Here is a 24,100-nt window from a genome sequence, read left to right on the forward strand (position 1 = left end):
ACGGAAAGGAATCATGAAAAATAGTATAACGATTTTAATGGCAGTCATGATGTTATTTTCATCATGTGATTTGAAAAAAAAACCGTCTGACAATAAAAAGAAACCTAATATTTTACTCATTGTTGGAGATGATATTTCTTTTGGTGATTTGGGAGCATATGGCTCAGAAATAGAAACACCTAATATGAATAATCTGGCCAATCATGGCGTTCGTTTTTCAAATTTCCATGCCTCTCCAGTTTGCTCTGTTACTAGAGGTATGCTAATGACAGGCAATAATAGTCATGAAATAGGATTGGGTACATTTGATTATGCCGTTTACCCAGAAAGTATAGGAAAGCGTGGGTACGAAGGTTATTTAACTAGAGATGCCGTTGCTATTTCTGAACTTTTTAGAGATGAAGGATATAATGTTTATAAAACAGGTAAATGGCACCTTGGAGATGGAGAAAAAGGTGAAGTACCTATGGATTGGGGCTTTACAAAAAGTTTTGGAATTCTTTCTGGTGGTTCTAACCATTGGAATGGAGATGCAATGTCGCCTGACTTAAGCACCCCCAAAAATCAAAAATTAATAAAAGAAGGTATTATGCCTGGTGTAGATAAAGAACCATGGTTTTTAAATGGTGCTCCTTACGATAGACCAAAGGGTGTTTATTCTGGAGAACTTTATACAGATCACCTTTTAAATTTTATGAAAGAAGATGCTGATACCGATAAACCTTGGTTTGCTTATGTAGCATTTACAACTGCACATTTTCCGGTACAAGCTCCTGCTGATTTAATAGATAAATATTACGATTATTACTATGAAGTTGGGTACGAAGGATTGAAAGAAAAAAGGTACAATAGTTTAGTAAGAAATGGAGTTTTATCGCCTACAACTAACAAAGCACCTAAAAATAATTTAACTAGAGCATGGTCTACTTTATCTGATGAAGAAAAGAAACTTCAGGCAAGAATTATGGCTACTTATGCAGCAATGATTGAAGATCAGGATATGCGAATAGGTCAAATTATTGATCATTTAAAACAAACAGGGGAGTTAGAGAATACATTGATTGTCTATTTAACGGATAATGGTCCTGAAGGAGCAGACCCAAAGAGCCCCGATGTGGGGAACAAGCTGTTTGCAGATTGGATAGATACCAATTTTGATCAATCATTAGAAGCTGTAGGTTCCGAAAATTCTTTTCAGATGTTAGGCGTTTCTTGGGCAAATGCTACTACCGGAGGTTTGCAATGGTGGAAATGGTTTATTGGCGAAGGTGGAATTAGAGTGCCTATGATAATTGTTCCTCCAGGTGCTTTTGATGGAGATTACAGTAGAGCTGGTACATCATCAAATGCTGTGGTATGTGTTAAAGATATTCCAATGACAATTTTAGAGTACGCAGGTATTGAACATCCTAGGACAAATTATAAAGGAAGAAAAATTATTCCTCCATCTGGAAAAAGTATAAAACCATTTATGGATGGAACTGCAAACAAAGTAAGAACAGAAGAAGAGTGGTATGCCTTTGAATTATTCGGGAACAGCTATATCATGATGGGAGATTATAAAGCGATAAAAGTAAGAACAGGTATGTTTGGAGATGGAGAATGGCATTTATACAATGTAGTTAAAGACCCATCGGAAACAATTCCTTTAGAAAATATGGAGGCAGAACGATTATATCAGATGGCAGATATTTATTATGAGTATGCTAAAGACAAAGGTATTGTAAAAGTAGATGAGGATTGGAGTCCGTTTAAAGCAATGAAATAAAAGATTCAACTATTACAGTTTTTTATTCAACTTATTAGAAATAGGAACTGCGATATTTGTAATGTATTAAAAATCAAAACAATAAAAATATAGAAATTATGAAAAAGTTATTTATCTCAGCGTTATTATCGTTAGCATTATTTTCTTGTAATGATAGCAGTGAAGAACCAACTCCAGAGGTTATTGATCCAGGATATGAAAATCCAAATTCGCAAGTAGATCCAGATTATGGAAATACTCCAGGTGTAGATGGAGATTATGGAAATGATGCTTCTGGAGAGTAAATTCTCTTCAAAATTAAATGATCAATACGCTAATTATTTCTTCAATTGTTATAGCGTATTGGTCAAAAATTAAATTAGAATTACAATAAAAATATTATTACTATGACTGCTGTAAAAGAAAATAATTTGCCACTTAGAAAAAGATCATTATTAGACCGTTTTTATGCTTCTTTTTTAATGACATTTACAAGGGAATATGATCAATTAGAGCAAATCAGAAGAAAAAATAATTATAATAAAAATATACCTTCTGTTGCAGAGCCAACAATTATTGATACGAATTATGTTGAAATTAAAGGTGTAAAAATAAGATATGCTCACCATCATAACCCTGATAAAGAAACATTAATAATGCTTTCTCCATTACCGCAAAGTATTATTGCTTATTCACCTATATGGAAAAAAGTTACAGAACAGTTTAATGTTTATGCTTATGACTTACCTGGTTTTGGAAGAAGCGAAGGCGGCAAGGAGTTTATGACATTTAAAGCTCAAGGAGAATTTTTGAAAGATTTTATTGAAACTTTTGAAATTTCTGAACCACATATTATGGCACCAGATATAGGTATGCCTTCAGCTATTTATTATACTGGAACATTCGAAAATGATGTAAAAAGTTTAATGATTGGTGATGGCCCTGCAATAGATCCTTCTACAAACGGGTCTATTATAGAAAAGTTAGGTTTTTCTAATTTCTGGCAGTTTCTAATTGGTAATTTCGTAGGTGCAGGAGCATTTGTGGAAGTAGGTAACCGTGTAGGATATGTAAATTATGTTCCAAATGAATATGAAATTTCTGATTATATTAAATCATACGATGGGAGATTGAAATCATCTATAGAATGGTTTAAAAGATACCCAGAAAGTTTAGCATCGGTTAACCCATTATTAGAGAAAATAGAAATACCTACTCTTTTATTCTGGGGAGAGAACGATCAGATTTTGCCAGTTGATAATGGAGAGAGAATTAACGAACGTATGCAAAATAGTACGCTTCAGGTTATTGAGAACTGTGGTCACTTTTCGTACCAAGACCAACACGAGAAATTCTCTGATCTTTTAAATAATTGGGTGGGTGGAGATTATAAAAAAATGACAAGAGAAAGTCAGATTTAGTAGCATAGTAAATTTTCATTAGAAGCGATAGACTAGTTTATCGCTTCTAATGCTATATCTAATAACTGCTTATTGCAGCATCATAGGTTTCGATAACATCAACGATAATATCAAAACCAGTCATTTTAATTACTTCCATAACATCTGGAGTTACCTGGCAAACCTTAAATTTTCCTCTCAATGGTCTCACCGCCTTAGAAGCATTTAAGAATACACGTAGTCCAGAGCTACTCATGTAGCCAACATCTTTTAAGTTTAATAGGATATTTGCATTTCCTTCTGCTACAAGATCAGCTATTTTCTGATCTAATACAGGAGATGTATTTGCATCTAGGTAGCCATTTACATTAATAACAGTAATATTATCTGTGTTTTGAATATCGATTTCCATTTTAAAAAAGTAAGTCAGAATCTTAAAATTGTTTTTTACTGAAGGTTATTATTCAGATATGCTTAATGGAATACAAATTACTCTATTATTTGGATTTAAAAAAGAAATATTTTCAATTAACGAATGTCAGATCAACTAATATTTACTGTTGTTAAGTTTTTTGAAAATTATTTATTTGATGATGGTGACATTTTAAAGTAGTTGTTATTACTAAGTGAAAAACAGAAAACAGTAGAACAAATAAATATATAATGATAAAGAAGTTACTTATTTCAATTACGTTTTTATGTGTAACAATGTCTTTTACACAAGCTAATATAGTAGAAGAGGACAAGCCGTTATCTAAAAATACACAAGAATTATCTGAGGCACTTACACATGCAGCAGAAGATGATTATGAAGTTTATGCTAAGTCAGCTCAAATTATAGTTAACTGGAATACAGATTTAGAAACAGCAAAAGAGTGGATAGATACTTCTTTAGAAATAGAAGAAAATGCATTGGCTTATGAGGTGCTAGGAGATTTTTATTTACACCAAGGAAATAATGAAATGGCAATTGATAGTTATGAAAAATCTTTATCAATTGTGATGTTCGATGCAGATGCTACTTTAGAAGCAAGAGTACAACGAAAAATATTGGCATTCAATAGATAATATACAACATTAAAATATACCCAATTCATATAGATACTATATGAGATTTCCCTTTTGCATGAATAATGTGAAGGGTTTTCTTATACATAAAAAGCTACCTTTTTAGAGGTAGCTTTCTACGTTTCTTATTTAATTACTATGTTCTATTTACCGCCATAAAATTGCATATTAATAGAACTAAATAATTGGAAATTTCCTTGCCCAGTTCCCTGAGAATATACAGAATATTGAGGTTCTAAGAACAGATTAAAAACCGTAGAGCCTACTTTAAATACTTTACCAGCACCAATACCAATTGGGAAATTATAGTTGCTATTTGTAAAATCCATTGTCCAGATAGGTGCACCTCTTAAATAGTTTCCTTTACCAAGTTGGAAAAAGTAGAAAGGCTGAATAGCAGCCATGTTCTCATCTGCTTTCATGGCATCACCATTCGCATCTTTAAGCTTAGAGTCATCGCCAATACCAGCAGTCCAAGTAACCAAACCACCCCATTGAAACTGCTTAGATTTAGCAACAAATAAAATAACTGCAGCACCAACTTGCCAGTTATTTGCACCAATACTTACATCGTAATCATTGGTAATAAAACCATTATTAGAAGATGTTGCCACACCTGTAGAGGTAGGAGCAAAGACCATTGGTCCTGCACCAAATTGCACAGGCGATGAAGATGCTGTTGCTAAGTAAGTTGCAAACAGATTAAAATCGCCAACTCCCGTAATAGAAGTGTTTTGTGAAGGACGATTGGCGGTTAAAGTTGGTAATGTTGCTCTAAATAATATTCTACCTACAGGTTGTGCATACCTAAAAGAAGTGACCATGTTGGTACCCTCAACCCCCGTTAAATTTGTCATGTAGTTAAACTGAATATTGAATGCTTTTAAATCTGCAAGAGGGTTATTGGCATTAGCAGCAGCTTCATCTTTTTTCTCCTGCTCTTCTTGAGCAAATAATAGCGTTGGGATGAAGAAAAGAAGTACAAGTATTTTTTTCATTTTTAAAGACTTATTTTGTTAAGTTATTTAGATTAACGAGGCAGTGAATGAATATAGTATAAACATGAAAATATGTTAAATGTAATAACCTTAGATTTGGGTGAGTTATTTAAATTGTTATACATTATATTATTTAATTTCAATGAAATTCTTAGTTAATACAATTGGTTAACATGAGTTAATGATTCGAAATTAAAAAACATTCTATTTGGTATGTTTTATTGATTTGCTACATTTACGACTATGGAACAGAAATTAAAATCAGAAATCACTAAACAATTAATTTTAGACACAGCGTTTAAATTATTCTATAGAGATGGTTTTAATTTGATAAGTATAAACCAAATAATGAAGGAGACGGCTCTTACCAAAGGAGCTTTTTATCATCATTTTAAAAATAAACAAGAAATAGGCGAAGCTGTTATTACACAAATTGTTCAGCAGCGAATAGTAAATAATATGATTAATCCTTTAAGTGAAGAAGGTGATTTTATAGAAAATCTTAAAAGTATTTTTACGCTTAGAATTAAAAATTTCACTACCTATGAAAAAGAAAAAGGCTGTCCTACAAACAATTTAATTAATGAGATAAGCGGAAGTGAAGAAGTATATAGAAATGCGCTTAAAACAATTATTGATGAATGGCGTCTAGTTCTTGCCAAAACACTTGACGTAGAAAAGGATAAAGGAACAATTAAGCAAGATGTAAACACTCATGCTGTGGCTGTTTTTTTGATCAGCTCCTTTGAAGGTGTTCGAGGGTTAAGAAAATTATATAGAGATGATATAATTTTTGATAACTACCTGTTTGCAGTAAACCATTATATAGAGCAATTAAAGTAACTTAATAATCAACTCTCAATCATTTAAACTAATTAAAATACAGATAAAATACCTGTAACGGGGTATGACCAATTTTTACACATCCTATTTTATTACACTCTAAACCAGCTAAATTTATGAAAACGTTATTTTTTCTATTTATCACCTCTATTCTAACATCTTCATTTTCTTCTACTGAGGAAATTAGAAAAGAACAAGAAATTAAAGTCATTTTTCTTGATGTCAACGAAACTATTCTTGACTTAAATAACATGAGATCTTCTGTTGCAAAAGCATTAGATGGCAGGAGTGATCTTTTGGATTTATGGTTCTCAAAAATGCTTCATTATTCTTTAGTAGCTAGTGATATTAATCGTTATGAGCACTTCGGAACGATTGGAGTGGCTACATTAATGATGGTGGCAGAAAGCCATCACATCAACCTTACTAAAGAAGATGCAAAAAAGGCAATTATAACCCCATTAAGGTCTTTACCTGCACACCCAGATGTAGAAAAAGGATTGCAAATTTTAAAAAGCAAGGGTTATAGAGTAATTACGCTTACAAACTCATCTTTTGAAGGGGTGAAGACACAAATGGACAACGCCAACTTAACGCCTTATCTAGATGGTATGTTAAGTATAGAAGCAATTAAAGTTTATAAGCCTCATTTAGAAAGCTATAAATGGGCACTAAAACAAGCGGGTGTAAAACCAGAAGAAGCATTAATGGTTGCAGCCCATGGTTGGGATATTGCAGGTGCTCAAGCGGGAGGGCTAAAAACGGCATTTATTGCTAGACCCGGTAAAGTACTCTACCCATTAGTAGAGAAACCAACGTATGAGGTGAATGACCTTATTGAATTAGCTACACTTCTTGAAGATCAATCACAGGCTATGAATTAAATAAATGTGCTTTTAGTGGGAGGTTTAGGTACTTGTGTTTTAAATAACAACGAGTACCTCTTTTTCTCATGATAAGAACAATCAACTTTTAAAATCTAACTTACTTTAAAAACTAATTAAAATGCGCATCGGAATTCTAGGAATCGGTGGTATTGGGGGCTTTATTGGTGCTCAATTACTTTCGGACAACAAACATCATGATAAAATTGAAGTCCTATTTATTTGTAGAGGAGCAACAAAAAAGGCGATTAAACAAAATGGTTTGCTTTTTAGATCAGATGGTAAAGAAAAGGTCGTGTACCCTCATCTTGTCTCTGATGATCCTACTGAGATAGGCAAATTAGATCTATTAATTATTGCTACGAAATCATATCAATTAAAAGAAGCTTTAAATCGGTATTTACCATGTTTACAAGAAGAAACATTACTATTGCCTTTATTAAATGGAGTTAATGCAAAAGAACTGATAGCAAGTTATATTCCTCATCCAGTATGTAAAATACTAGAGGGGTGTATATACATTATAAGTAATCAGGTTGCTCCAGGGCAGGTGACCCATAAAGGTGGGCTGGGTAAAGTGTTTTTTGGGACAACGCTCTCTCAAGATTATCAATGGCTAGAGAAATTACTTAAAGATTTTGGGGTAGATGCTAATTACACAAGAAATATTAAAGAAGTAATCTGGAAGAAGTTCTTATTTGTATCTCCAATAAGTGCTCTTACCTCTTCGTATGGTATTACTTTTGGCCAATTAAGAAATAACGAAGATTATATGTTCATTTTTCAAAAATTGATGAACGAAATTTTAGACTTGGCAAAAAGTTTAAAAATCTATTTATCTAATGGGGATGTAAATGATGTTATGATGATGCTGTCTTCATTTCCAGAACAGGCAAAAACATCTTTTCAATTAGATATTGAAGGAGGCTCTTTACAGAATGAAAAGTCAATTTTTATTGATTACGTAATTAATAAAAGTATAAAAGAAGGGAGTAAGCATTACTATTATTCTAGAATGAATTCTCAAATTCTTTCCGCCTTTTCTTATTAATTCCAGGCAAAAAAATAAACCCTTGATAGTACTTTAATAGTATTATCAAGGGTTAATATTAGAATATTAATTCTTTCCTAGATACAAGGAGCAATAAGAGCTGCTTCAAGAATTGCTTGAGCAAAATCAATTTGTGCTTTAGCTTCTTCAGCTTCTTCAGTAGTATCAGAACCAGCATCAATTGCATCGTCAATACATGATCTGTTACTATTCACGAAATCATTTAAATCTTTTGATGCAGATTTAATTTCTTCACAAGTAACGTCATCTTCATCGACTATAGCTTGATACTTTTCAGTAGCATCCAACAAGTCAACCATTACCTGAGTAGTGTCACATGCAGCAACTTCGTCTTCGTCTCCACAAGAAACAAAAGAGAAAGCCATTACGCTAAGTAGTAGGAAAGTGAATAAATTTTTCATTCGAGTAGTTTGTTTTAAAATAATTAAAAAATATATATAGCACTTCGAAAGTTTGAATATTTATACTAATAATCAAAATAATCTATCTTAGATATTTAACATATTTATATAACTACCTCAAAATCATTAACTTTTATTTAGAATTTATTTACTTGTTTAAATCATTGATTATCTATTAGTTGCTTATTAACATGTGAATTTGTTAACTTGGTTGATGGATAAATATCAATTCTTCCCATCCTTTTTTTAATAATTCTTCTTCGGAACCTAGCTCATCACATTTTACTTTCATTGCTTCTTTAATCTTATTGTAAAATTTCCAACAGGTGTTAGGTCTCATTTTTAACATCTCTGCGAGTTTAGAAGAGGGAATGTTGCCTTTGTTTGCATATACAATAAATAGAAGAAGGAATGCATTTCTTATAGGAAAATGCAGACGATGGAATAGCGTACCATTAGTAGCAGATTCATTATAGCTACATTTTTTACATCTTCTAGCTTCGTGCCCTTGTCCATTAGAGTAATCAGTACTTCCACATTTTTTACATGCAAATACATCATTCCATTTTATTTTAGCTAGGTATTTATAACATGAGATATCATCTGGAAATAATTCTTCAAACTCTTCAAAGCTAACCTCTTTTAATAAAACACGTGCATTAGAGAGTTCAGATACATCATCGTGTAATTGTTCATTTTCAATGGTTAGTTTAGTGTTCATCTTCTCAATAGTACGTCTATGGTCTGTAAGCATTTTGTTTACAACCTCTAGCTCTTCATTTTTCTTAAAGATGATTTGTTTTTGGTTCTCGACCTCTTGGGTTCTATCAACTACTTTTGTCTCAATAATTTTTTCTCTTTCTTTTAAATTAGAGATGATCTTTTGCTGTGCTGCATCTTTTTCATCTTTATACAATTTAAAACTCTGAACAAGGCCAAGTGTCATTAAGAATACATTAATGATAAGCCCAATATTAAAAGCATACACATATATAATACTGTCTAAATAAAGGCCATATCCTCTTAATACCAGAAAAATAACACCTAATATTATAGTACTATACCCACTGATAAAATAGTTTTGTTTAAATTTTTTCTTCATTATTAAATAGAGCATATACCCAAATACCAATAGAAACGGAAGAAGATAAGTAGGAGCTTGCCATAAGAAATGATTAAAATCTCCGAAGATAAGTAAATAGCCAATATTGATAAAAACACTTATCCATATAGCTATATATATGTTTTTATGATCGCGTCTAATTTTTAAAAATGATGTTGAAAAGAGCACAACAGAGATCATAAACAAAGCTGGAGTAATCTGCTTAATCACATAATTAAGATAAGGTGTATCGCCCCAAATGTATTGAAACCCTAAATTATCTTCTGATAAACCAACAAGCATACTACTAATTACAAAAAATGACAAGTAAATAGGGTAGCGTTCTTTTAAAGTAACAAACAGCATTAAGTTATAAATAGCAAGTAAGAAAAGCATCCCATAAAAGCCACCGAGTAGAATATACTCACCATTGGCATATCGAATAAAAGATTTATCGTCTTTTACTTTATAAAGAAAGATGTTTTTAAAACGTGTTTTGTATTTAAGGTAAATTGTAAGCGAACTATTTTTAGTTATTGGAGGGAGTGGAACAACAATATTTTTATGCGAATACAACCTTTTATTAAATTCAATATCATAACCACCTCTTGCCACAGCATTTATTTTGGCATCTCCTATTTGTTGATAGGCTTCAAAATAATCAATGTGACTATCTAAAACTTCTAAAAGTAGGTGCCCTTGATAAAGTCGTTCTCCGCTAAAAATCATTTTTACCCAATACGTTTGTGCCGTATCCTGAATAATATAAAAGTGGTCATCTTCTCCATAAACTTTAAAGGGTTCATGTAGGGTTAAAATCTCATTTAAAGAGAATGAATTACTGTTATCTTCAAAAATACCAATGGATTGTTTCTCAATAATCTGATCAATATTAATAGTATTTAAAGTAACGGTATCTAGTAGATGTGTTTTACCATTTACATTTATACTAAAAAAAACAAGAGCGAATAGAAGAATTCTAAAAAGCATTATGCTAAAAAAGTTAGTGATAAATAGATTAAGTAAGATTGATATTGGAAGGAAAAAACGGTCTATTTTGCGATAGTTATTATTGTTGTAGACTTTCAAAAAAATCAGATGATTCTTAGTACTTACCTACCTGTAGACAATTAATAAATAATTCTACTCATCAAAAAATATTCTGATCAATTTTACACCGAAAGACACATTTTTCGCCATTTTTTATGTTAAAACTATATTTTTTAGATGGATAAAAATTATAACCTTTTCAAATTTAATGTATTTTAAAATGCTGTAATACAGCATTTTAAATATTGTTTTTTAAGTGATAAAGTGGTTTTTATGTAAATTTTGAAGCTTATAAGTGATCCTATATGTTTGTTTTCTCAAGTTGCTAGCCGAAAGGCATAATAGATATTATCTAGATAAATTTTATGATTTGAAAAAGCGAACTATTGACCGTGCACAAGAATGTAGTAAGCAAACCAATAACTATTGAATTGAGAGCCTACTCTAAAATAGGCTAATTATTACTTAACTAAATATGAGAAAAACAACTACGACTAAAATGGCTTTTTTATGGGCTGCTTTGTCTTTTATTGCACTTCAGTTTACCAGCTTTGCACAAGTAACTGGAGTAGGTAATGGGAGCTACACTACTACTTTTCCTGGTACAGATGCAGCAGGTAGAAATTCATACCCATCAGGTACTCCTCAATTAAGTGAAAATGCTTTAGGGAGTCCTGTACCAACTAACGATTGGTGGTCTACTTTAATTCAAAGTGATCATGCATCGAATTTATTTAATTATCCGTTGGCAATGAAAACAACCAACGATGGACTAGTAATGAGTTATATTTCATGGGGTGTTTTTGATGATTTATTACCCATCGTAGTAGGCGTTGATGGGTTAAATGCATCAAAAACAACAATTGCAGACCATAGTGATTGGACTGTTACAATGGATTGGAACGATGCCTCTCACCATTTCCAGGCTACTTCTGGGATAGGTATGCCTTTTGTTTATTTCAATAAATCTACTGATGATCTTGCTCAGGTAACTGTTAATCATGGTACTGTAACGGTAGCTGAAGAGGTTTTGATTATTGAAAATGCAAGAGAAGGAGCTGACTTTGTTGTCTATGCACCAAGTGGTAGTGAGTGGACCTTAGAAGGAACAACTTACTCCTCTACTTTAAATGGAGAAAACTATTGGTCTATGGTAATGCTGCCCTTAACTACTTCAGATGTAAGTGCTGAAGCAACTAATTATCAAAAATATGCTTACGTATTCCCAGTTAACACAACAGCTAATTGGGATTTCAATGAGGCTTCATCTGTTTTAACAACTACATTTTCTGTAGAGACAGATATTAAAGAGGGAAATTCAGAAGATATGCTTATTGGTTTACTTCCACATCAATGGGCTAATCTATCATCGACTTCAACACAACCATCAATTATTAACTACTCAACTGTAAGAGGGGAACTCAAGATGATTGAGGGAACCTCTTTTGTAGTTGAAAACACCTTCCACGGTATATTACCAACGCTTCCTTATTTAAGCAATTATAGCGATGGGTTTGATGTATCAGCCTTAAATGATAAAGTAACGGCTTTAGAAAACGAGGGTCTAGCTTCTTGGACGGATTCTTACAATGAAGGACAAGCAATGAACCGCTTGATTCAAACGGCAAGAATAGCAGATTTATCTGGTAATACTGAGACAAGAGATAAATTAGTAGCAACTATAAAAGAACGTTTAGAAGATTGGCTAACAGCTGAAGAAGGTGAGGTTGCGTTCTTATTTTATTACAACGAAGATTGGTCAGCATTGTTAGGTTACCCTGCCGGTCATGGTCAGGATTCTAACTTAAATGATCATCATTTCCATTGGGGGTACTTTATTCATGCAGCTGCATTTATGGAACAGTATGAGCCGGGTTGGGCAGACCAATACGGAGATATGATAAACTTATTAGTAAGAGATGCCTCTTCTCCAAATAGAGATGATGATACCTTCCCTTATTTAAGAAGCTTTAGTCCGTATGCAGGGCACTGTTGGGCTAATGGTTTTGCCTCTTTCCCACAAGGCAATGATCAAGAATCAACTTCTGAAAGTATGCAATTTCACTCTGCTTTAATTCACTGGGGAACGGTTACCGGCAATGATGAAATTAGAGATTTAGGTATCTACTTATACACTACAGAACAAACTGCTGTAGAAGAATATTGGTTCGATGTGAACGAACGCAATTTTAAAGATGATCAACCTTATAGTGTAGTATCTAGGGTTTGGGGAAATAGTTATGATAATGGAACATTTTGGACAGCAGATATTGCTGCTTCTTACAATATAGAATTGTATCCAATTCATGGCGGTGCTTTGTATTTAGGACATAATACGCAATACGTAGAAAAATTATGGAATGAAATATCTGAAAATACGGATGTATTAAACAAAATAGATAACCCAAATCTATGGTACGATGTGATGTGGAGCTACTTATCTTTTACAGATCCTGCTAAGGCAATTGATTTGTATAACGACTATCCAGAAAGAGCAATGAAATTTGGTGTGGCAGATGCACAAACTTATTACTGGTTGCATAATATGAATGCAATGGGTAAGGTAGACGCAACAATTACTGCTGATTACCCAATGGGTGTTGCTTTTAATAAAGAGGGAGAGATGACGTATGTAGCTCATAATTATGGAGATACAGAGATCTCTGTTTCTTTTTCTGATGGATACGAACTAACTGTACCCGCAAATTCTACGGCAACAAACAGAGATGTTGATATAGAAGGTACTTTAGTAAGCAGTTTTAATCAGGCGGCTGTAAATGGAGCTGTTGATTTAACTGTAACTGTTGATGGGACTTCTCCTACAAAAGTAGAATTCTTTGATAAAGGAGAACTTTTAGGAGAAGTGACTTCATCACCATATACTTTTAAAGCGGAAAATTTAGCTGCAGGTGAGCATCAATTTTACACAAAAATTTATAATGAAGATGTGTTTGGTGTTTCTAATATTGTATCAGTTATTGTTGGTTTGCAAGTGCCTTTTGGAGGAGAGTCAACTGTAATTCCAGGTACTTTAGAAGCAGGTAATTTCGATACCTTCGAAGGAGGTTTAGGGCAGGGTGTAACATATAGTGATCAGTCTGCCTTTAATGAGGGCAACTTTAGAGAAGAAGAATATGTTGATAATGTTTACGATGAAACGGAAGGTGCTACAGTAGGATGGACTGCAGCTGGAGAATGGATGGAATATACAGTAGAAGTAGAAACATCTGGTTTATATACTGTTTCATTTAGATATGCATCTGATAATGCAACAGGTGGACCTTTCTCTATCTCTTCTGATGGTGAAGTTGTAGCCGATGATATTTCGGTAACGTCTACTGGCGGATGGGGTACATGGGCAACAGGTGTTGTAGAAAATGTTCCATTGTCAGCAGGAAAACATATTTTAAGAGTAGCTTTTAGTGATGGAGGTTTTAACTTAGGTCGCTTAACATTTGAGCTTTCTGGAGATTTACCATACAGTCAGCCAGTAGCCGATGCTGGAGACAATTTAATTATCAATTTATCTGGCGATGATACCATTTTAGATGCATCAAACAGTACAGATCCTGATAATGGAACTTTGACATTTGAATGGTCGCAAGTATATGGCCCAAGTGTGATTGAATTCTCGGATGCATCAAGTGCAATGCCAACGATCTATGCTTTAGTAGAGGGAACATATTTAGTGGAGTTAACAGTAAATAACGGTGAATACACAAGTACAGATGAGTTGCTTTTAGTAGCAACTACAGACGGAACAATTGCTCCATCAGTTAGTTTAACTGCACCAATGGATCAAGCATCATTTTATATTAATAAAGATATAACACTTTCTGCCACAGCCACTGATTTAGACGGTACTATAGCACAAGTTGAATTCTTTGTTGATGATGAATCTGTAGGAACTGTAACAGAAGCACCTTTTAATGTAGTTTGGGTGGCATCTGAAGCAAAAGAATATACAATCCATGCAGTAGCGACAGATAATGATGGAAAGTCTACAACCGCTCCATCTGTTCGTATTGTAACAGAAGATGCACCTCCATGTAGAGGTACTAGCGAAAACGGAGATTATGACTTTGAGTTTTCTGATGCCGCTGAGAATCCGACTTTAACATTCCACCCAAATCAAGAAGGAATGGGTTCACCGGTATGTATTTTATACTTATCAGTTAATGGAGGTGGCTATGGAGGCTATTCTGCAACAGCAGGAGACCCGTTCCAAGTTAATGCCGCTAATGGTAGCACAATATCTTTTTATTATACGTACACACATCCAGCAGGTGGAGAAAGAAATACATCAGCAAATCCTAATCAGTATATAGTAGGTTCTTGCGAAAACATAGTTGTAGATACTTCTATTCCAACAGTAGAAATTACCTCTCCAGAGAATGGTGAATTTATAAAAGAAGGTACAGCACTTACAATTACGGCATCTGCTAATGATGGAGACGGTACAGTTGCTCAAGTAGAATTTTTTGCAAATGGAAATTCGATTGGAGTAGTAACAGAAACTCCTTATGAAGTGGAATGGACTTTATTAAAAGGACAGGTTGTTCTTACTGCACAAGCTACTGATAATGACGGGAAAATTGGCACATCTACAGAAATAAATATAGTAGGAACTTCGGCTTCAGCTTGTTATGAAGGTGTGGCAGCTAATGGCGATTTTGCTTACCTTTTCTCAGAAGATCTAGAGAACCCTACATTAACTTTACAACCACAAATTAGTGGTGCAGGAAGTAGCGTTTTAATTCTTTATTATTCTGTAGATGGTGTAGATAAAGGAGGCCACAATGTAACGCCAAATGAACCGTTCCAATTAACAGCGGCAGAAGGTAGTACAATTACTTTCTATTATACCTATTCTCACCCGGAAGGAGGAGAGCGTAACACAATCGAAGATATAAAATCTTTTGAGGTGGGAAGTTGTAATGATGACAATGAAGATGATAATGTCGATCCAGAACCAAATGAGTTAACTGTTTCTATACAGGCTCCAGTTGATGGAAGTGTATTAATTTATGGTAAGGAAGTAGCTATTACTGTAAATACATCCACAGAAAATGATGCTATTAAGCAAGTAGAATTTTTTGCTAATGATGTTTCTTTAGGCATTGAAACTACAGCACCTTATACCTTATTATGGTCTGCAAATGTAAATGGAACAGTAGCATTAAAAGTAGTTATTAGTGATGTAAATGATAACACTGCCACATCGGAAGTTGTAAATTTAACTTTAGGCGAAGTAACACCTTATGGAGGAACATCTTCTGCTATTCCTGGTGTAATTGAAGCAGCAAATTATGATGTATTTGAGTTAGGAAACGGACAAGGAGTTACTTATTTCGATACTTCAGAAAATAATGAAGGAAATTATAGGGCAGAAGAGTTTGTAGATGCTGTTTTAGGTGATGAAGAAGGAGCTACCATCGGATGGGTTGCACCTGGAGAGTGGTTACGATACTCTGTTGATGTTGCTACAAAAGGGTTGTATTCTTTTGAGTTTAGATACGCATCAGATAACCAAGTTAGTCGTGGACCTTTTTACTTAGAAGTAGATGGCAATAAAGTAACCGGTGATATTGAGGTAAGTACAACTGCTGGATGGAACAGTTGGGAAAGTAAGACAGTTTCTGATATAGAACTCTCAGCAGGTGAACATGTATTACGTGTTGTATTTATTGGAGGAGAATTTAACCTTGGTAAAATGACGTTCACTTTAGATGAGGAAATTGTAAACCTTTCTCCATCAATTGCATTAACTACAACAGCAACTACTTTTGAAGTAGGTACTTCGATATATCTTAATGTTGATGCAACAGATACAGACGGTACAATTGTTAAAGTAGAATACTTTATTGATGAGGTTTCAATGGGATCATTTGATACCGCTCCTTATGTATTATCTTGGTTAGCAGATGCAGTTGGTACTTTTGAAATTACTGCTGTTGCAACAGATAATGAAGGAGGAACATCTGAATCATCTGTAACAATAGAGATTACGACGATTGCTGATGATACAGACGACGATTCAGATAGTGACGATGACACGGATAATCCTGATGATTCTGACGATGATGATGTAGATAATGATAACGGAGAAGTAACAGCAATTGATACTAATGAGGTAATAATATCTTATTATCCAAACCCTGTAACTCACTCGTTAACGATTGACCTTCCTGAATTAAATCAAAAGGTTGTTGTATTTAATTTAGACGGAAAAGTAATTGGTACTTTTGAATTAGGACAAGGTAAATCAGTTATTGATATGTCAATGTATCAATCTGGAATTTACTTTATCAATATCCAAAATGATCAATATACAAAACAACTGAAAGTTGTAAAACAATAAACTAAATCTATCGCTAAGTTATTATTAAATAGCTTGGTAAGAGAGATTTTGATATAAGGAACGACACAGAAACACCCTGACAATATTTTCTATTGGCAGGGTGTTTTTTTTTTTTACTATAAATAGTTTTTCTACAAGAAGATGGATATACCTGTTCTAACAGTATTACCATAGTTTTGTGATGTTGTTACGGTGGTAGTCCACTGCAAGTTATTACTAATTGTTACAAAAGAACCAAGTTCGAATGATATGTCTGTACCTGAATTTCTAAAGTCAGGAAGCTGAATTGCTGGAGTAGCTCTAATAAAAAACTTGTCGTTAATTTGAATTGGAGTTACCACTTGAAAACTCATACCGTGTTGTACAGCTCCTTTAAAATTAGATCTGTACTGATAGGAAATAATTGGAAAGAATTGTACTTTTTCCCATGCCATAACTCCAAGAAGTACACCAGGACTAATCATCCACATATCATCGGTTCCACCAGGAGCAATTACATCAACACTAGCACCCCAAGTACCCATTACTTTATCATACTGTTTGTTAACTACGTGGAATACTCTTAATCGAGCATTTTCTATATTTACCTTCCCTGTATTATTGTCATACATAACAGGTAACTCACCTACAATCATTGTTCTACCATCTGCGGATGCTTTATCAATTGAGAATCTCATTCCGGCACCACTTTCAGATAACTCACCTTCTGCCATCACAGATGTATAAAGGTTGGTTGGTTTAGCATTATCAATTTCTGGAGCTGTATCTTGAGCTGCTACTGTAAACGATACTATCGACAACATTGCAATTGCAATAGACTTATATAACTTTTTCATTTTGGTATCTGTTAGGCTTACTTATCAATAATGGGAACTACTTACTAAGTGTATTTGTATTTAATTCGACTTTAGTGTACTCAACAAATCGAGGGTTATCTGGAGTGATATAAGCAATACCATTTGCAACATCGAAGATCATTGTTTGTACTGTTACGAAAGTAGATTCTGGAGCATCTTTAGAAATATTGATAGGACGAACACTAAAAACATGTTGCATTGCACCGACAGTTAATTCGGGTGTGTATTTTAAGAAAGAACCAGCAGCTTCTTCTCTTGCAAAAGTATTTGATGTATAACTGTTAGCAGTGTAGATATCAAATTTTTCTAGCATTGCATCTTTAGTTGCTTGCGTGTGGTTCGCACTATAGCTACCTCTAGCATCATGATTAGCTACTTCAATACGGTCTTCAAAAATTCTTACTGCATAGTGATTACCTTTATCATCTGCAATAGTGAAATTTATAGGAGATGGTGTGGCAAAACCTTCCATTTTCTTTAAGAATTCATCTGCTGATTTACATTGTACTGCCATGGCAAAAACTGCATCTGTAGATACAATATTGTCTTTACTTAATGTATTACCTGATTCTAAATCAATGATTGTATTAAGAACAATGCCCACATGTTCGCCCATTCCTTGAAAGTGTGCACCATCTGTAGGAATAAACAAAGAATTTTTGGTTCTAATCATTACAGTAGGAGTACCTTCTAGAAAATCAATACCCATATCGTTGTTCTGACCAACAATACCATTATTAAAAGCTAAAGATGTACAACCTTTTAATGCTTGCTTAATTTTTGTTTTCCCATATTCAGAAACTTCTACATCAACATAGCTGGCTTCAGCAAATAACTGAACAACATTTACGCCTCTCATTTTGGCTTGCATTTCCATCATTGCAACATATTCAGGAGCAATTTTACGGTTATTTTCTACTACAGCAGCATATTGTTCTAGAACTTCTGAAGGAACAGTATCTCTATCAATTTTAGAAAGATATTCTGCTAATTGGTAATTTGTCTTATCCGAGAAATCAATAACTTTTACTGTTGTTTGTACTGCTTGGCGTTGAGCATTAAAGTAGTCGAGATTATCTCCTACAACTTGAGCATTAGAATATTTTACACCAACTATTAACATAAATATTGATAAGGCTAGGAATAAACTAAATTTTTTCATGATGTTTTATATAAATTTTGATTCATTATCTGTTTCAATAATAGAAGTGAGAACAGGTAAAAGAATCCCTAACGCGTTAACCTACCTTAACATTTTAATTAATTTTATACTTTAGGGGTTTGTAAACTCTTTTAGTTTTTGATCAAAAAAAATAGCTTAGTTAAAAAGGAGGCTATGCTCTTTTTTAACTAAGCTATTTTGGAATGCCTCTAAGGCGAATATTTAGTATTCGTTTATTTTGTATTGTTACTATTCACTTTTCACCCTTTCTAATTCAGTTCTTTCCCAATTAGCAGTGTTTGCAGCTGCCTCATAAGTTGTCTGTAAAAATGTGTAAAGCATTTCTTCAGGATTCTCTGCTTTTATAACATCTTCATATTTTAAAAAGAATTCTCCCATTTCTGTACTATAAAAAGCTTTATTTGGTAAAACTTTTTGCTCTCCAAATGTTGGTGCACTAGGGTAGGCATAAGCATAGAAAGCAGGAGAGGGAAATGCTTCTGACCCTGGCCAAAAACCAGCACTACTTACCTCTTTTGAATAGGCTTCTTGCATTACTTTTTGAGGCATATTTGGCATCTGACCTTGGTGTAGAGGAGCATCTTTACCAGAGAAACGAGTTACAGCTAAATCAAATGCGCCCCAGAACAAGTGTACAGGACTGCATTTTCCAATAAAATCGCTTCTAAAATCAGTAAAAACGCTATTTACTTTAACCATTGTTCTCCAAAGAGTATTGGCTACTTTGGCATCATAAGATTTATTTGTGGTGTTTTCTTTAAAAGGAATTGCCACTTCTAATTCGTTCGGGCTACCATGTATGGTTACATCAATCCCCAACTTATTGAGTTCTTCAAATAATAGCGTATAAAATTTAGCTACTGTCATTGGTTTTAAATCAAAACTTACAGTGGTTTTACCTGTACATTCAATGAATAGCTTGTGTTGTTCAAAGTCAAAATCAATTTGAAAAATCTTACCTTGATATGGAATACTTTGAGTAGTATAGCCATGTGGAGAAACATATAAAGTGGTATGCCATGAGTGGTTTTGCCAAGGCATAGTTTTTAATCTGATTTTACCTACAATCTGAATCCATTGATGTAAGGTTGCGAGTGTGTCTTTTATGTCGTTAAAGTTTAAGACAGGCCATTGGTTTTGTTTCTTTTCAGATGCCATTTTATTCTAGAGATGGGTTGATAATAAAGTGGTATCCTTCAATTATTAGGAGTACCGCTATAAAAGTTACTATAATTTATCTACACACCAAAGTAGTAGAAGTGTTAAATATAAAAAGCCGTTAATATTGAAATCAACGACTTTGTTTTTTTTATTGAAATGATGACTTTATGCCATTTTATTACTTCCAAATTAGACCGTAATTGTATTCGCACTTTTTATGTGATTTTCAATTATAAAAGCTCCAAGGTTAAACCATTTTTTAGCATGGTCAATTATCCAACCATCTGATGATACTACAATCCTTTCACTTTTAGCAAGTACTTTATCTGGATCAAATACGAGCTCTACTTCCCAAGAGAAATTATACGTATTACTTAATTCTAATAACCTTGTTTTTAAAGAACCACTATTAGAAACTGGCTGATCAAAATACCATCTTACAGCACTAACATCTAGTTCTTTTAATACATTGCCAATTAAACATAAGGCTTCTTCTGTTTTTGTAACCCGTTTATAAGTGCCGTGTACACTAGATATATCTCTATACAAACCATCTCTGGCTTTAAAAATATATGCACCCGATAAAGCATTCTCTAGTAAGATCAATAAATTAAAACCATCTATTTCTATTACTTTACCTTTTAGATTAGTACTGTTTATTTCTGTAGATTTTCGTTCTTCAACCTTAATATGGTTGCAACAAATTCTTGCTAAGGCATCATGTTGTCTTTTATTTAACCTGTATTTATGCCCCACTAATTGTAGTGCAGAACTTTCAGGATAACCTCTTGTAAGTAAATAGCAAAGATCATCGGTTGCTTCTTTTATAATGTCAATCCATTTTGTTGAGAAGAGTGTATCATCATTAGATTGTTTTCCTCTATTTCTTGTTGTGCTCAAGTGCTTAGTAGTTTATTTGTTTTTTCTTGATAGAAGTTCTATGCTTATCAAATTTAACAGATTTGTACTTTTATTTACTTTCTAATTGGCTATAATTTTGTCTATAGCATTTAATTTGATGGAAATGGAAAATTAGTCTTTTTTAGTAAGATGTTCTTTTTCGAAAGTCATATGTTGTTTTATAAAAATCTGTTAAAAAGAACTGCCGTTAAACTAGCTATCAACAAAAAAAACACATTGATTATGAAAACAAATCTATTCACATTATTAGCAGTATTAGTTGGCTTAACAGCCTTCGGACAAAATAAAACAACAAAAAAATTAAAAGGAAGTAAGCCAAATATTATCATGATTGTTTCTGACGATACGGGTTGGGGCGATTTCGGATCTTATGGCGGTGGAGAGGGTAGAGGAATGGCTACTCCCAACTTTGATAGAATGGACCAAGAAGGAATGCAATTCTGGGATTTTTACGGTCAACCTTCTTGTACACCGGGTAGAGCAGCAATGCAAACAGGAAGAATTCCAAACCGATCGGGGATGACAACAGTTGCTTTTCAGGGGCAAGGTGGCGGATTAGCTCACGGTGAAGTAACCATAGCAGATGTATTAAAAAGTGGTGGTTATAACACGTACTTTGCAGGGAAATGGCACTTAGGAGAGTCTGATTATGCAATGCCAACGGCACATGGTTACGATAAAATGGAAAGTGTAATTTTATATCACTTAAATGCTTATACCTATACAATGAAGTCGTTCCACCCTGGTATGACGGACGATCAAATAGCGTTTTATAAAAAAGCTACAACAGGTATTCTAGAAGGAGAAGCAGGTCAGCCTGTAAGAGAAATAGCAAAAGTAACGGAAGAAAACCTACCTGAGTTGGATGTGATGATGACGGATAACGTGATTAAACAATTAGATACCTACGCCAAAGACAAAGATAAACCATTCTTTATGAGTGTAAACTTTGCGAAAAATCACCAACCCAATATACCAGGTAAAGATTTTGTAGGTAAATCTGCAGCAAAAACTAAATATGCAGATGCTGTTTGTGAATTAGATCATCACGTAGGTCAAATTTTAGATGAAGTAGAGCGCTTAGGAATATCAGAAAATACCTTAATCTTATTTACTGTAGACAATGGTGCTTGGCAAGATGTTTATCCAGATGCAGGTTATACTCCTTTTAGAGGAACTAAAGGAACAGATAGAGAAGCAGGTTCTAGAGTGCCAGCTTATGCAATGTGGAAAGGTGTAATTGAGCCGGGTGTTGATAATTACAATATTGTTGGTGGATTAGATTACTTAGCCACTTTTGCAAATCTAGCAGGGGTAAATGTACCAACAGAAGATAGAGATGGTAAACCAACAGTTTTTGATAGTTACGATATGACTCCTTTATTAACGGGTGATAACGATGCCTTTAAAAGAGATACATGGTTCTACTTCACAGAGCAAGAATTGTCTCCTGGAGCTGTAAGAGTTGGACGTTGGAAAGCAACATTTAATTTAAGAGGTGATAATGGAGCTGTAGCAGGATCTACAGATAGTCCTAACCAATCATTAGGATGGACTGGCCCAGAAAAGTATGTAGCAACAACACCTGCAATCTATGATTTATGGTCTGATCCTCAAGAACGTTATGATGTATTTATGACATCATTTACAGAAAACACTTGGACGTTGCCAATCTTTATTAAAGAGATGAATACACTACAAAGTACTTATGAAAAATATCCTCCACGTCCTGTTCAATCAGATTCTTACGATGGTGTGATGACTATAAAAAGATTTAATGATTTAAGAAAAATAAATAGTGAATTGAAAAAGGAGGGAGCTGATTTCGAAATTAAGAAATAACAATAGCCCAGTTTAATAAATAGTATTAGCTGTTGCTCTTTTTAAGATCAACAGCTTTTTTATGTTCAAGAGTTTTGAAATAGGATCTCATAATTATTGCATTAATCAAAAGTCCATACCCTTGAACTTATTGTCCATCTGATTAAGCTTTAAATTGTAGAGATTTGTAGCAGACAAAACAAATTAACACACCTAATAATCTAATCAATCATGAAAAATTTCACGATCCACACACTAGAATCAGCACCAAAAGAAAGTCAACCTTTTTTAGAGGAAAAGGTAAAAGCTTACGGCTATTTACCAAACTTAACAGCTACTTTAGCAGAGTCTCCGGAGTTGCTAGAAGCCTATTTAATGTTACACGACTTTTTTGTAAAAACATCTTTCGATAAGGACGAGCTGACAGTTGTATGGCAAGCAATTAACGTAGAAAATGATTGCCATTATTGTGTGCCTGCTCATACAGCAATAGCAAACATGATGAAAGTCGATCCAGCAATTACACAGGCATTACGAGATCAAACACCTTTGCCAACGGAAAAATTAGAAGCCCTAAGAACATTCTCGCTTGCAATGGTAAGAGAAAGAGGTTTTGTTTCTGATGAGGAACTAGAAGCTTTCTATTCTGTAGGTTATACCCATAAAAATGTTTTAGAAGTAATTTTAGGGTTAGCTCAAAAAACGATTAGTAATTATACTAATCATGTTGCGAAAACACCTTTAGATAAAGTGCATAGCAAATATGCATGGAATAAAGAGACAATAGCGGAGTAAAAGACAATTGTAGTATTTTAGAAAGGCAGGAATTTATGGAATGATAAAATAAAGCATCATCTCCGATCATAGAATCACTTTTAAAAAATGATTTCACGAAAAATGAATCAGAACCACCTCAGCTACAAAAAAAAGCATGATAAAACTATGCCTTTCTGTCTTTCTAAAATTTCTATTTATTTAAATAGAAATAAATAGGTCCATTTAAAAGTATAAATATATTGCTTGATATAAAAAAAAGCACATGAATGACTCTATGTTTAAAGACTTTTATTCTTAATTCATTAATGTTTACATTGTCAACGGATGGAGTTTTATTTATAATAATTTTAGTAACATAATTTGTTATCATAAATATTAAAAATAAGGCAACTAACAATAATATGACTCTAAAATTATTAGCTATAGTTAGAAATAATGGTATATCTAATAGATA

Annotated in this window: 18 protein-coding genes; 10 read left to right on the top strand and 8 right to left on the bottom strand. The window is 33.5% G+C overall.

What is annotated here, in order from left to right; translation table 11 throughout:
• The first annotated feature begins 13 nt into the window (after positions 1-13).
• The 3 genes from EI427_RS17995 to EI427_RS18005 all read left to right on the top strand — a co-directional run bounded on the left by EI427_RS17995 (position 14) and on the right by EI427_RS18005 (position 3,168).
• Complete coding sequence (locus EI427_RS17995) at positions 14-1,768, top strand: arylsulfatase (protein WP_126617361.1); 1,755 nt, start codon at positions 14-16, stop codon at positions 1,766-1,768.
• 98 nt (positions 1,769-1,866) lie between these two features.
• Positions 1,867-2,052 (top strand): hypothetical protein, encoded by a 186-nt coding sequence (locus EI427_RS18000; protein ID WP_126617363.1) that lies wholly within the window; start codon positions 1,867-1,869, stop codon positions 2,050-2,052.
• 102 nt (positions 2,053-2,154) lie between these two features.
• Positions 2,155-3,168, top strand: coding sequence for an alpha/beta fold hydrolase (locus EI427_RS18005; protein WP_126617365.1), 1,014 nt, complete (start codon positions 2,155-2,157; stop codon positions 3,166-3,168).
• Positions 3,169-3,226: 58 nt separating this feature from the next.
• On the opposite strand, the gene EI427_RS18010 is transcribed toward EI427_RS18005, so the two are convergent.
• Positions 3,227-3,559, bottom strand: coding sequence for an STAS domain-containing protein (locus EI427_RS18010; protein WP_126617367.1), 333 nt, complete (start codon positions 3,557-3,559; stop codon positions 3,227-3,229).
• A gap of 251 nt (positions 3,560-3,810) precedes the next feature.
• Between EI427_RS18010 and EI427_RS18015 the strand changes: the two genes are divergently transcribed.
• Positions 3,811-4,215, top strand: a complete 405-nt coding sequence (locus tag EI427_RS18015; protein ID WP_126617369.1) for a hypothetical protein — start codon at positions 3,811-3,813, stop codon at positions 4,213-4,215.
• A gap of 143 nt (positions 4,216-4,358) precedes the next feature.
• Here EI427_RS18015 and EI427_RS18020 read toward each other — a convergent pair whose 3' ends face one another.
• Positions 4,359-5,213, bottom strand: coding sequence for a hypothetical protein (locus tag EI427_RS18020; RefSeq protein WP_126617371.1), 855 nt, complete (start codon positions 5,211-5,213; stop codon positions 4,359-4,361).
• 243 nt (positions 5,214-5,456) lie between these two features.
• Between EI427_RS18020 and EI427_RS18025 the strand changes: the two genes are divergently transcribed.
• The 3 genes from EI427_RS18025 (at position 5,457) to EI427_RS18035 (ending at position 7,991) form a co-directional block, all read left to right on the top strand.
• Entirely contained in the window at positions 5,457-6,056 is a 600-nt protein-coding gene (locus EI427_RS18025) for a TetR/AcrR family transcriptional regulator (RefSeq protein WP_126617373.1), read from the top strand.
• Positions 6,057-6,172: 116 nt separating this feature from the next.
• Positions 6,173-6,940: a haloacid dehalogenase type II gene (locus EI427_RS18030; protein ID WP_126617375.1), complete on the top strand. Its 768-nt coding sequence runs from the start codon at positions 6,173-6,175 to the stop codon at positions 6,938-6,940.
• A gap of 121 nt (positions 6,941-7,061) precedes the next feature.
• Positions 7,062-7,991, top strand: a complete 930-nt coding sequence (locus tag EI427_RS18035; RefSeq protein WP_126617377.1) for a ketopantoate reductase family protein — start codon at positions 7,062-7,064, stop codon at positions 7,989-7,991.
• A gap of 77 nt (positions 7,992-8,068) precedes the next feature.
• On the opposite strand, the gene EI427_RS18040 is transcribed toward EI427_RS18035, so the two are convergent.
• Positions 8,069-8,413, bottom strand: a complete 345-nt coding sequence (locus EI427_RS18040; RefSeq protein WP_126617379.1) for a hypothetical protein — start codon at positions 8,411-8,413, stop codon at positions 8,069-8,071.
• A gap of 202 nt (positions 8,414-8,615) precedes the next feature.
• Positions 8,616-10,505 (bottom strand): 7TM diverse intracellular signaling domain-containing protein, encoded by a 1,890-nt coding sequence (locus tag EI427_RS18045; RefSeq protein ID WP_126617381.1) that lies wholly within the window; start codon positions 10,503-10,505, stop codon positions 8,616-8,618.
• Between the two features lie 535 nt (positions 10,506-11,040).
• On the opposite strand from EI427_RS18045, the gene EI427_RS18050 reads away from it, so the two are divergent.
• Positions 11,041-16,926: an Ig-like domain-containing protein gene (locus EI427_RS18050; protein WP_126617383.1), complete on the top strand. Its 5,886-nt coding sequence runs from the start codon at positions 11,041-11,043 to the stop codon at positions 16,924-16,926.
• A gap of 131 nt (positions 16,927-17,057) precedes the next feature.
• Here the strand turns inward: EI427_RS18050 and EI427_RS18055 are convergent, their stop codons facing one another.
• The 4 genes from EI427_RS18055 to EI427_RS18070 form a co-directional block, all read right to left on the bottom strand.
• Positions 17,058-17,762, bottom strand: coding sequence for a hypothetical protein (locus EI427_RS18055; protein ID WP_126617385.1), 705 nt, complete (start codon positions 17,760-17,762; stop codon positions 17,058-17,060).
• Positions 17,763-17,799: 37 nt separating this feature from the next.
• Entirely contained in the window at positions 17,800-18,945 is a 1,146-nt protein-coding gene (locus EI427_RS18060) for a C45 family peptidase (RefSeq protein WP_126617387.1), read from the bottom strand.
• A gap of 249 nt (positions 18,946-19,194) precedes the next feature.
• On the bottom strand, positions 19,195-20,124 hold the full coding sequence (locus tag EI427_RS18065) for a DUF5996 family protein (protein WP_126617389.1): 930 nt from the start codon (positions 20,122-20,124) through the stop codon (positions 19,195-19,197).
• Positions 20,125-20,316: 192 nt separating this feature from the next.
• Positions 20,317-21,027, bottom strand: a complete 711-nt coding sequence (locus tag EI427_RS18070; RefSeq protein ID WP_126617391.1) for a DUF434 domain-containing protein — start codon at positions 21,025-21,027, stop codon at positions 20,317-20,319.
• 243 nt (positions 21,028-21,270) lie between these two features.
• On the opposite strand from EI427_RS18070, the gene EI427_RS18075 reads away from it, so the two are divergent.
• Together EI427_RS18075 and EI427_RS18080 are read left to right on the top strand one after the other, a co-directional pair.
• Positions 21,271-22,890, top strand: a complete 1,620-nt coding sequence (locus EI427_RS18075; RefSeq protein WP_126617393.1) for an arylsulfatase — start codon at positions 21,271-21,273, stop codon at positions 22,888-22,890.
• Between the two features lie 210 nt (positions 22,891-23,100).
• Positions 23,101-23,664, top strand: coding sequence for a carboxymuconolactone decarboxylase family protein (locus tag EI427_RS18080; protein ID WP_126617395.1), 564 nt, complete (start codon positions 23,101-23,103; stop codon positions 23,662-23,664).
• The last annotated feature ends 436 nt before the right edge of the window (positions 23,665-24,100 follow it).

It is taken from the genome of Flammeovirga pectinis, assembly GCF_003970675.1.
In the GTDB taxonomy this organism is placed as follows: domain Bacteria; phylum Bacteroidota; class Bacteroidia; order Cytophagales; family Flammeovirgaceae; genus Flammeovirga; species Flammeovirga pectinis.

Bases quoted from the DNA above. Each gene is read 5' to 3' on its own strand.
- EI427_RS17995 (WP_126617361.1), top strand. From the start codon at position 14: ATGAAAAATAGTATAACGATTTTAATGGCAGTCATGATGTTATTTTCA.
- EI427_RS18000 (WP_126617363.1), top strand. From the start codon at position 1,867: ATGAAAAAGTTATTTATCTCAGCGTTATTATCGTTAGCATTATTTTCT.
- EI427_RS18005 (WP_126617365.1), top strand. From the start codon at position 2,155: ATGACTGCTGTAAAAGAAAATAATTTGCCACTTAGAAAAAGATCATTA.
- EI427_RS18010 (WP_126617367.1), bottom strand. From the start codon at position 3,559: ATGGAAATCGATATTCAAAACACAGATAATATTACTGTTATTAATGTA.
- EI427_RS18015 (WP_126617369.1), top strand. From the start codon at position 3,811: ATGATAAAGAAGTTACTTATTTCAATTACGTTTTTATGTGTAACAATG.
- EI427_RS18020 (WP_126617371.1), bottom strand. From the start codon at position 5,213: ATGAAAAAAATACTTGTACTTCTTTTCTTCATCCCAACGCTATTATTT.
- EI427_RS18025 (WP_126617373.1), top strand. From the start codon at position 5,457: ATGGAACAGAAATTAAAATCAGAAATCACTAAACAATTAATTTTAGAC.
- EI427_RS18030 (WP_126617375.1), top strand. From the start codon at position 6,173: ATGAAAACGTTATTTTTTCTATTTATCACCTCTATTCTAACATCTTCA.
- EI427_RS18035 (WP_126617377.1), top strand. From the start codon at position 7,062: ATGCGCATCGGAATTCTAGGAATCGGTGGTATTGGGGGCTTTATTGGT.
- EI427_RS18040 (WP_126617379.1), bottom strand. From the start codon at position 8,413: ATGAAAAATTTATTCACTTTCCTACTACTTAGCGTAATGGCTTTCTCT.
- EI427_RS18045 (WP_126617381.1), bottom strand. From the start codon at position 10,505: ATGCTTTTTAGAATTCTTCTATTCGCTCTTGTTTTTTTTAGTATAAAT.
- EI427_RS18050 (WP_126617383.1), top strand. From the start codon at position 11,041: ATGAGAAAAACAACTACGACTAAAATGGCTTTTTTATGGGCTGCTTTG.
- EI427_RS18055 (WP_126617385.1), bottom strand. From the start codon at position 17,762: ATGAAAAAGTTATATAAGTCTATTGCAATTGCAATGTTGTCGATAGTA.
- EI427_RS18060 (WP_126617387.1), bottom strand. From the start codon at position 18,945: ATGAAAAAATTTAGTTTATTCCTAGCCTTATCAATATTTATGTTAATA.
- EI427_RS18065 (WP_126617389.1), bottom strand. From the start codon at position 20,124: ATGGCATCTGAAAAGAAACAAAACCAATGGCCTGTCTTAAACTTTAAC.
- EI427_RS18075 (WP_126617393.1), top strand. From the start codon at position 21,271: ATGAAAACAAATCTATTCACATTATTAGCAGTATTAGTTGGCTTAACA.
- EI427_RS18080 (WP_126617395.1), top strand. From the start codon at position 23,101: ATGAAAAATTTCACGATCCACACACTAGAATCAGCACCAAAAGAAAGT.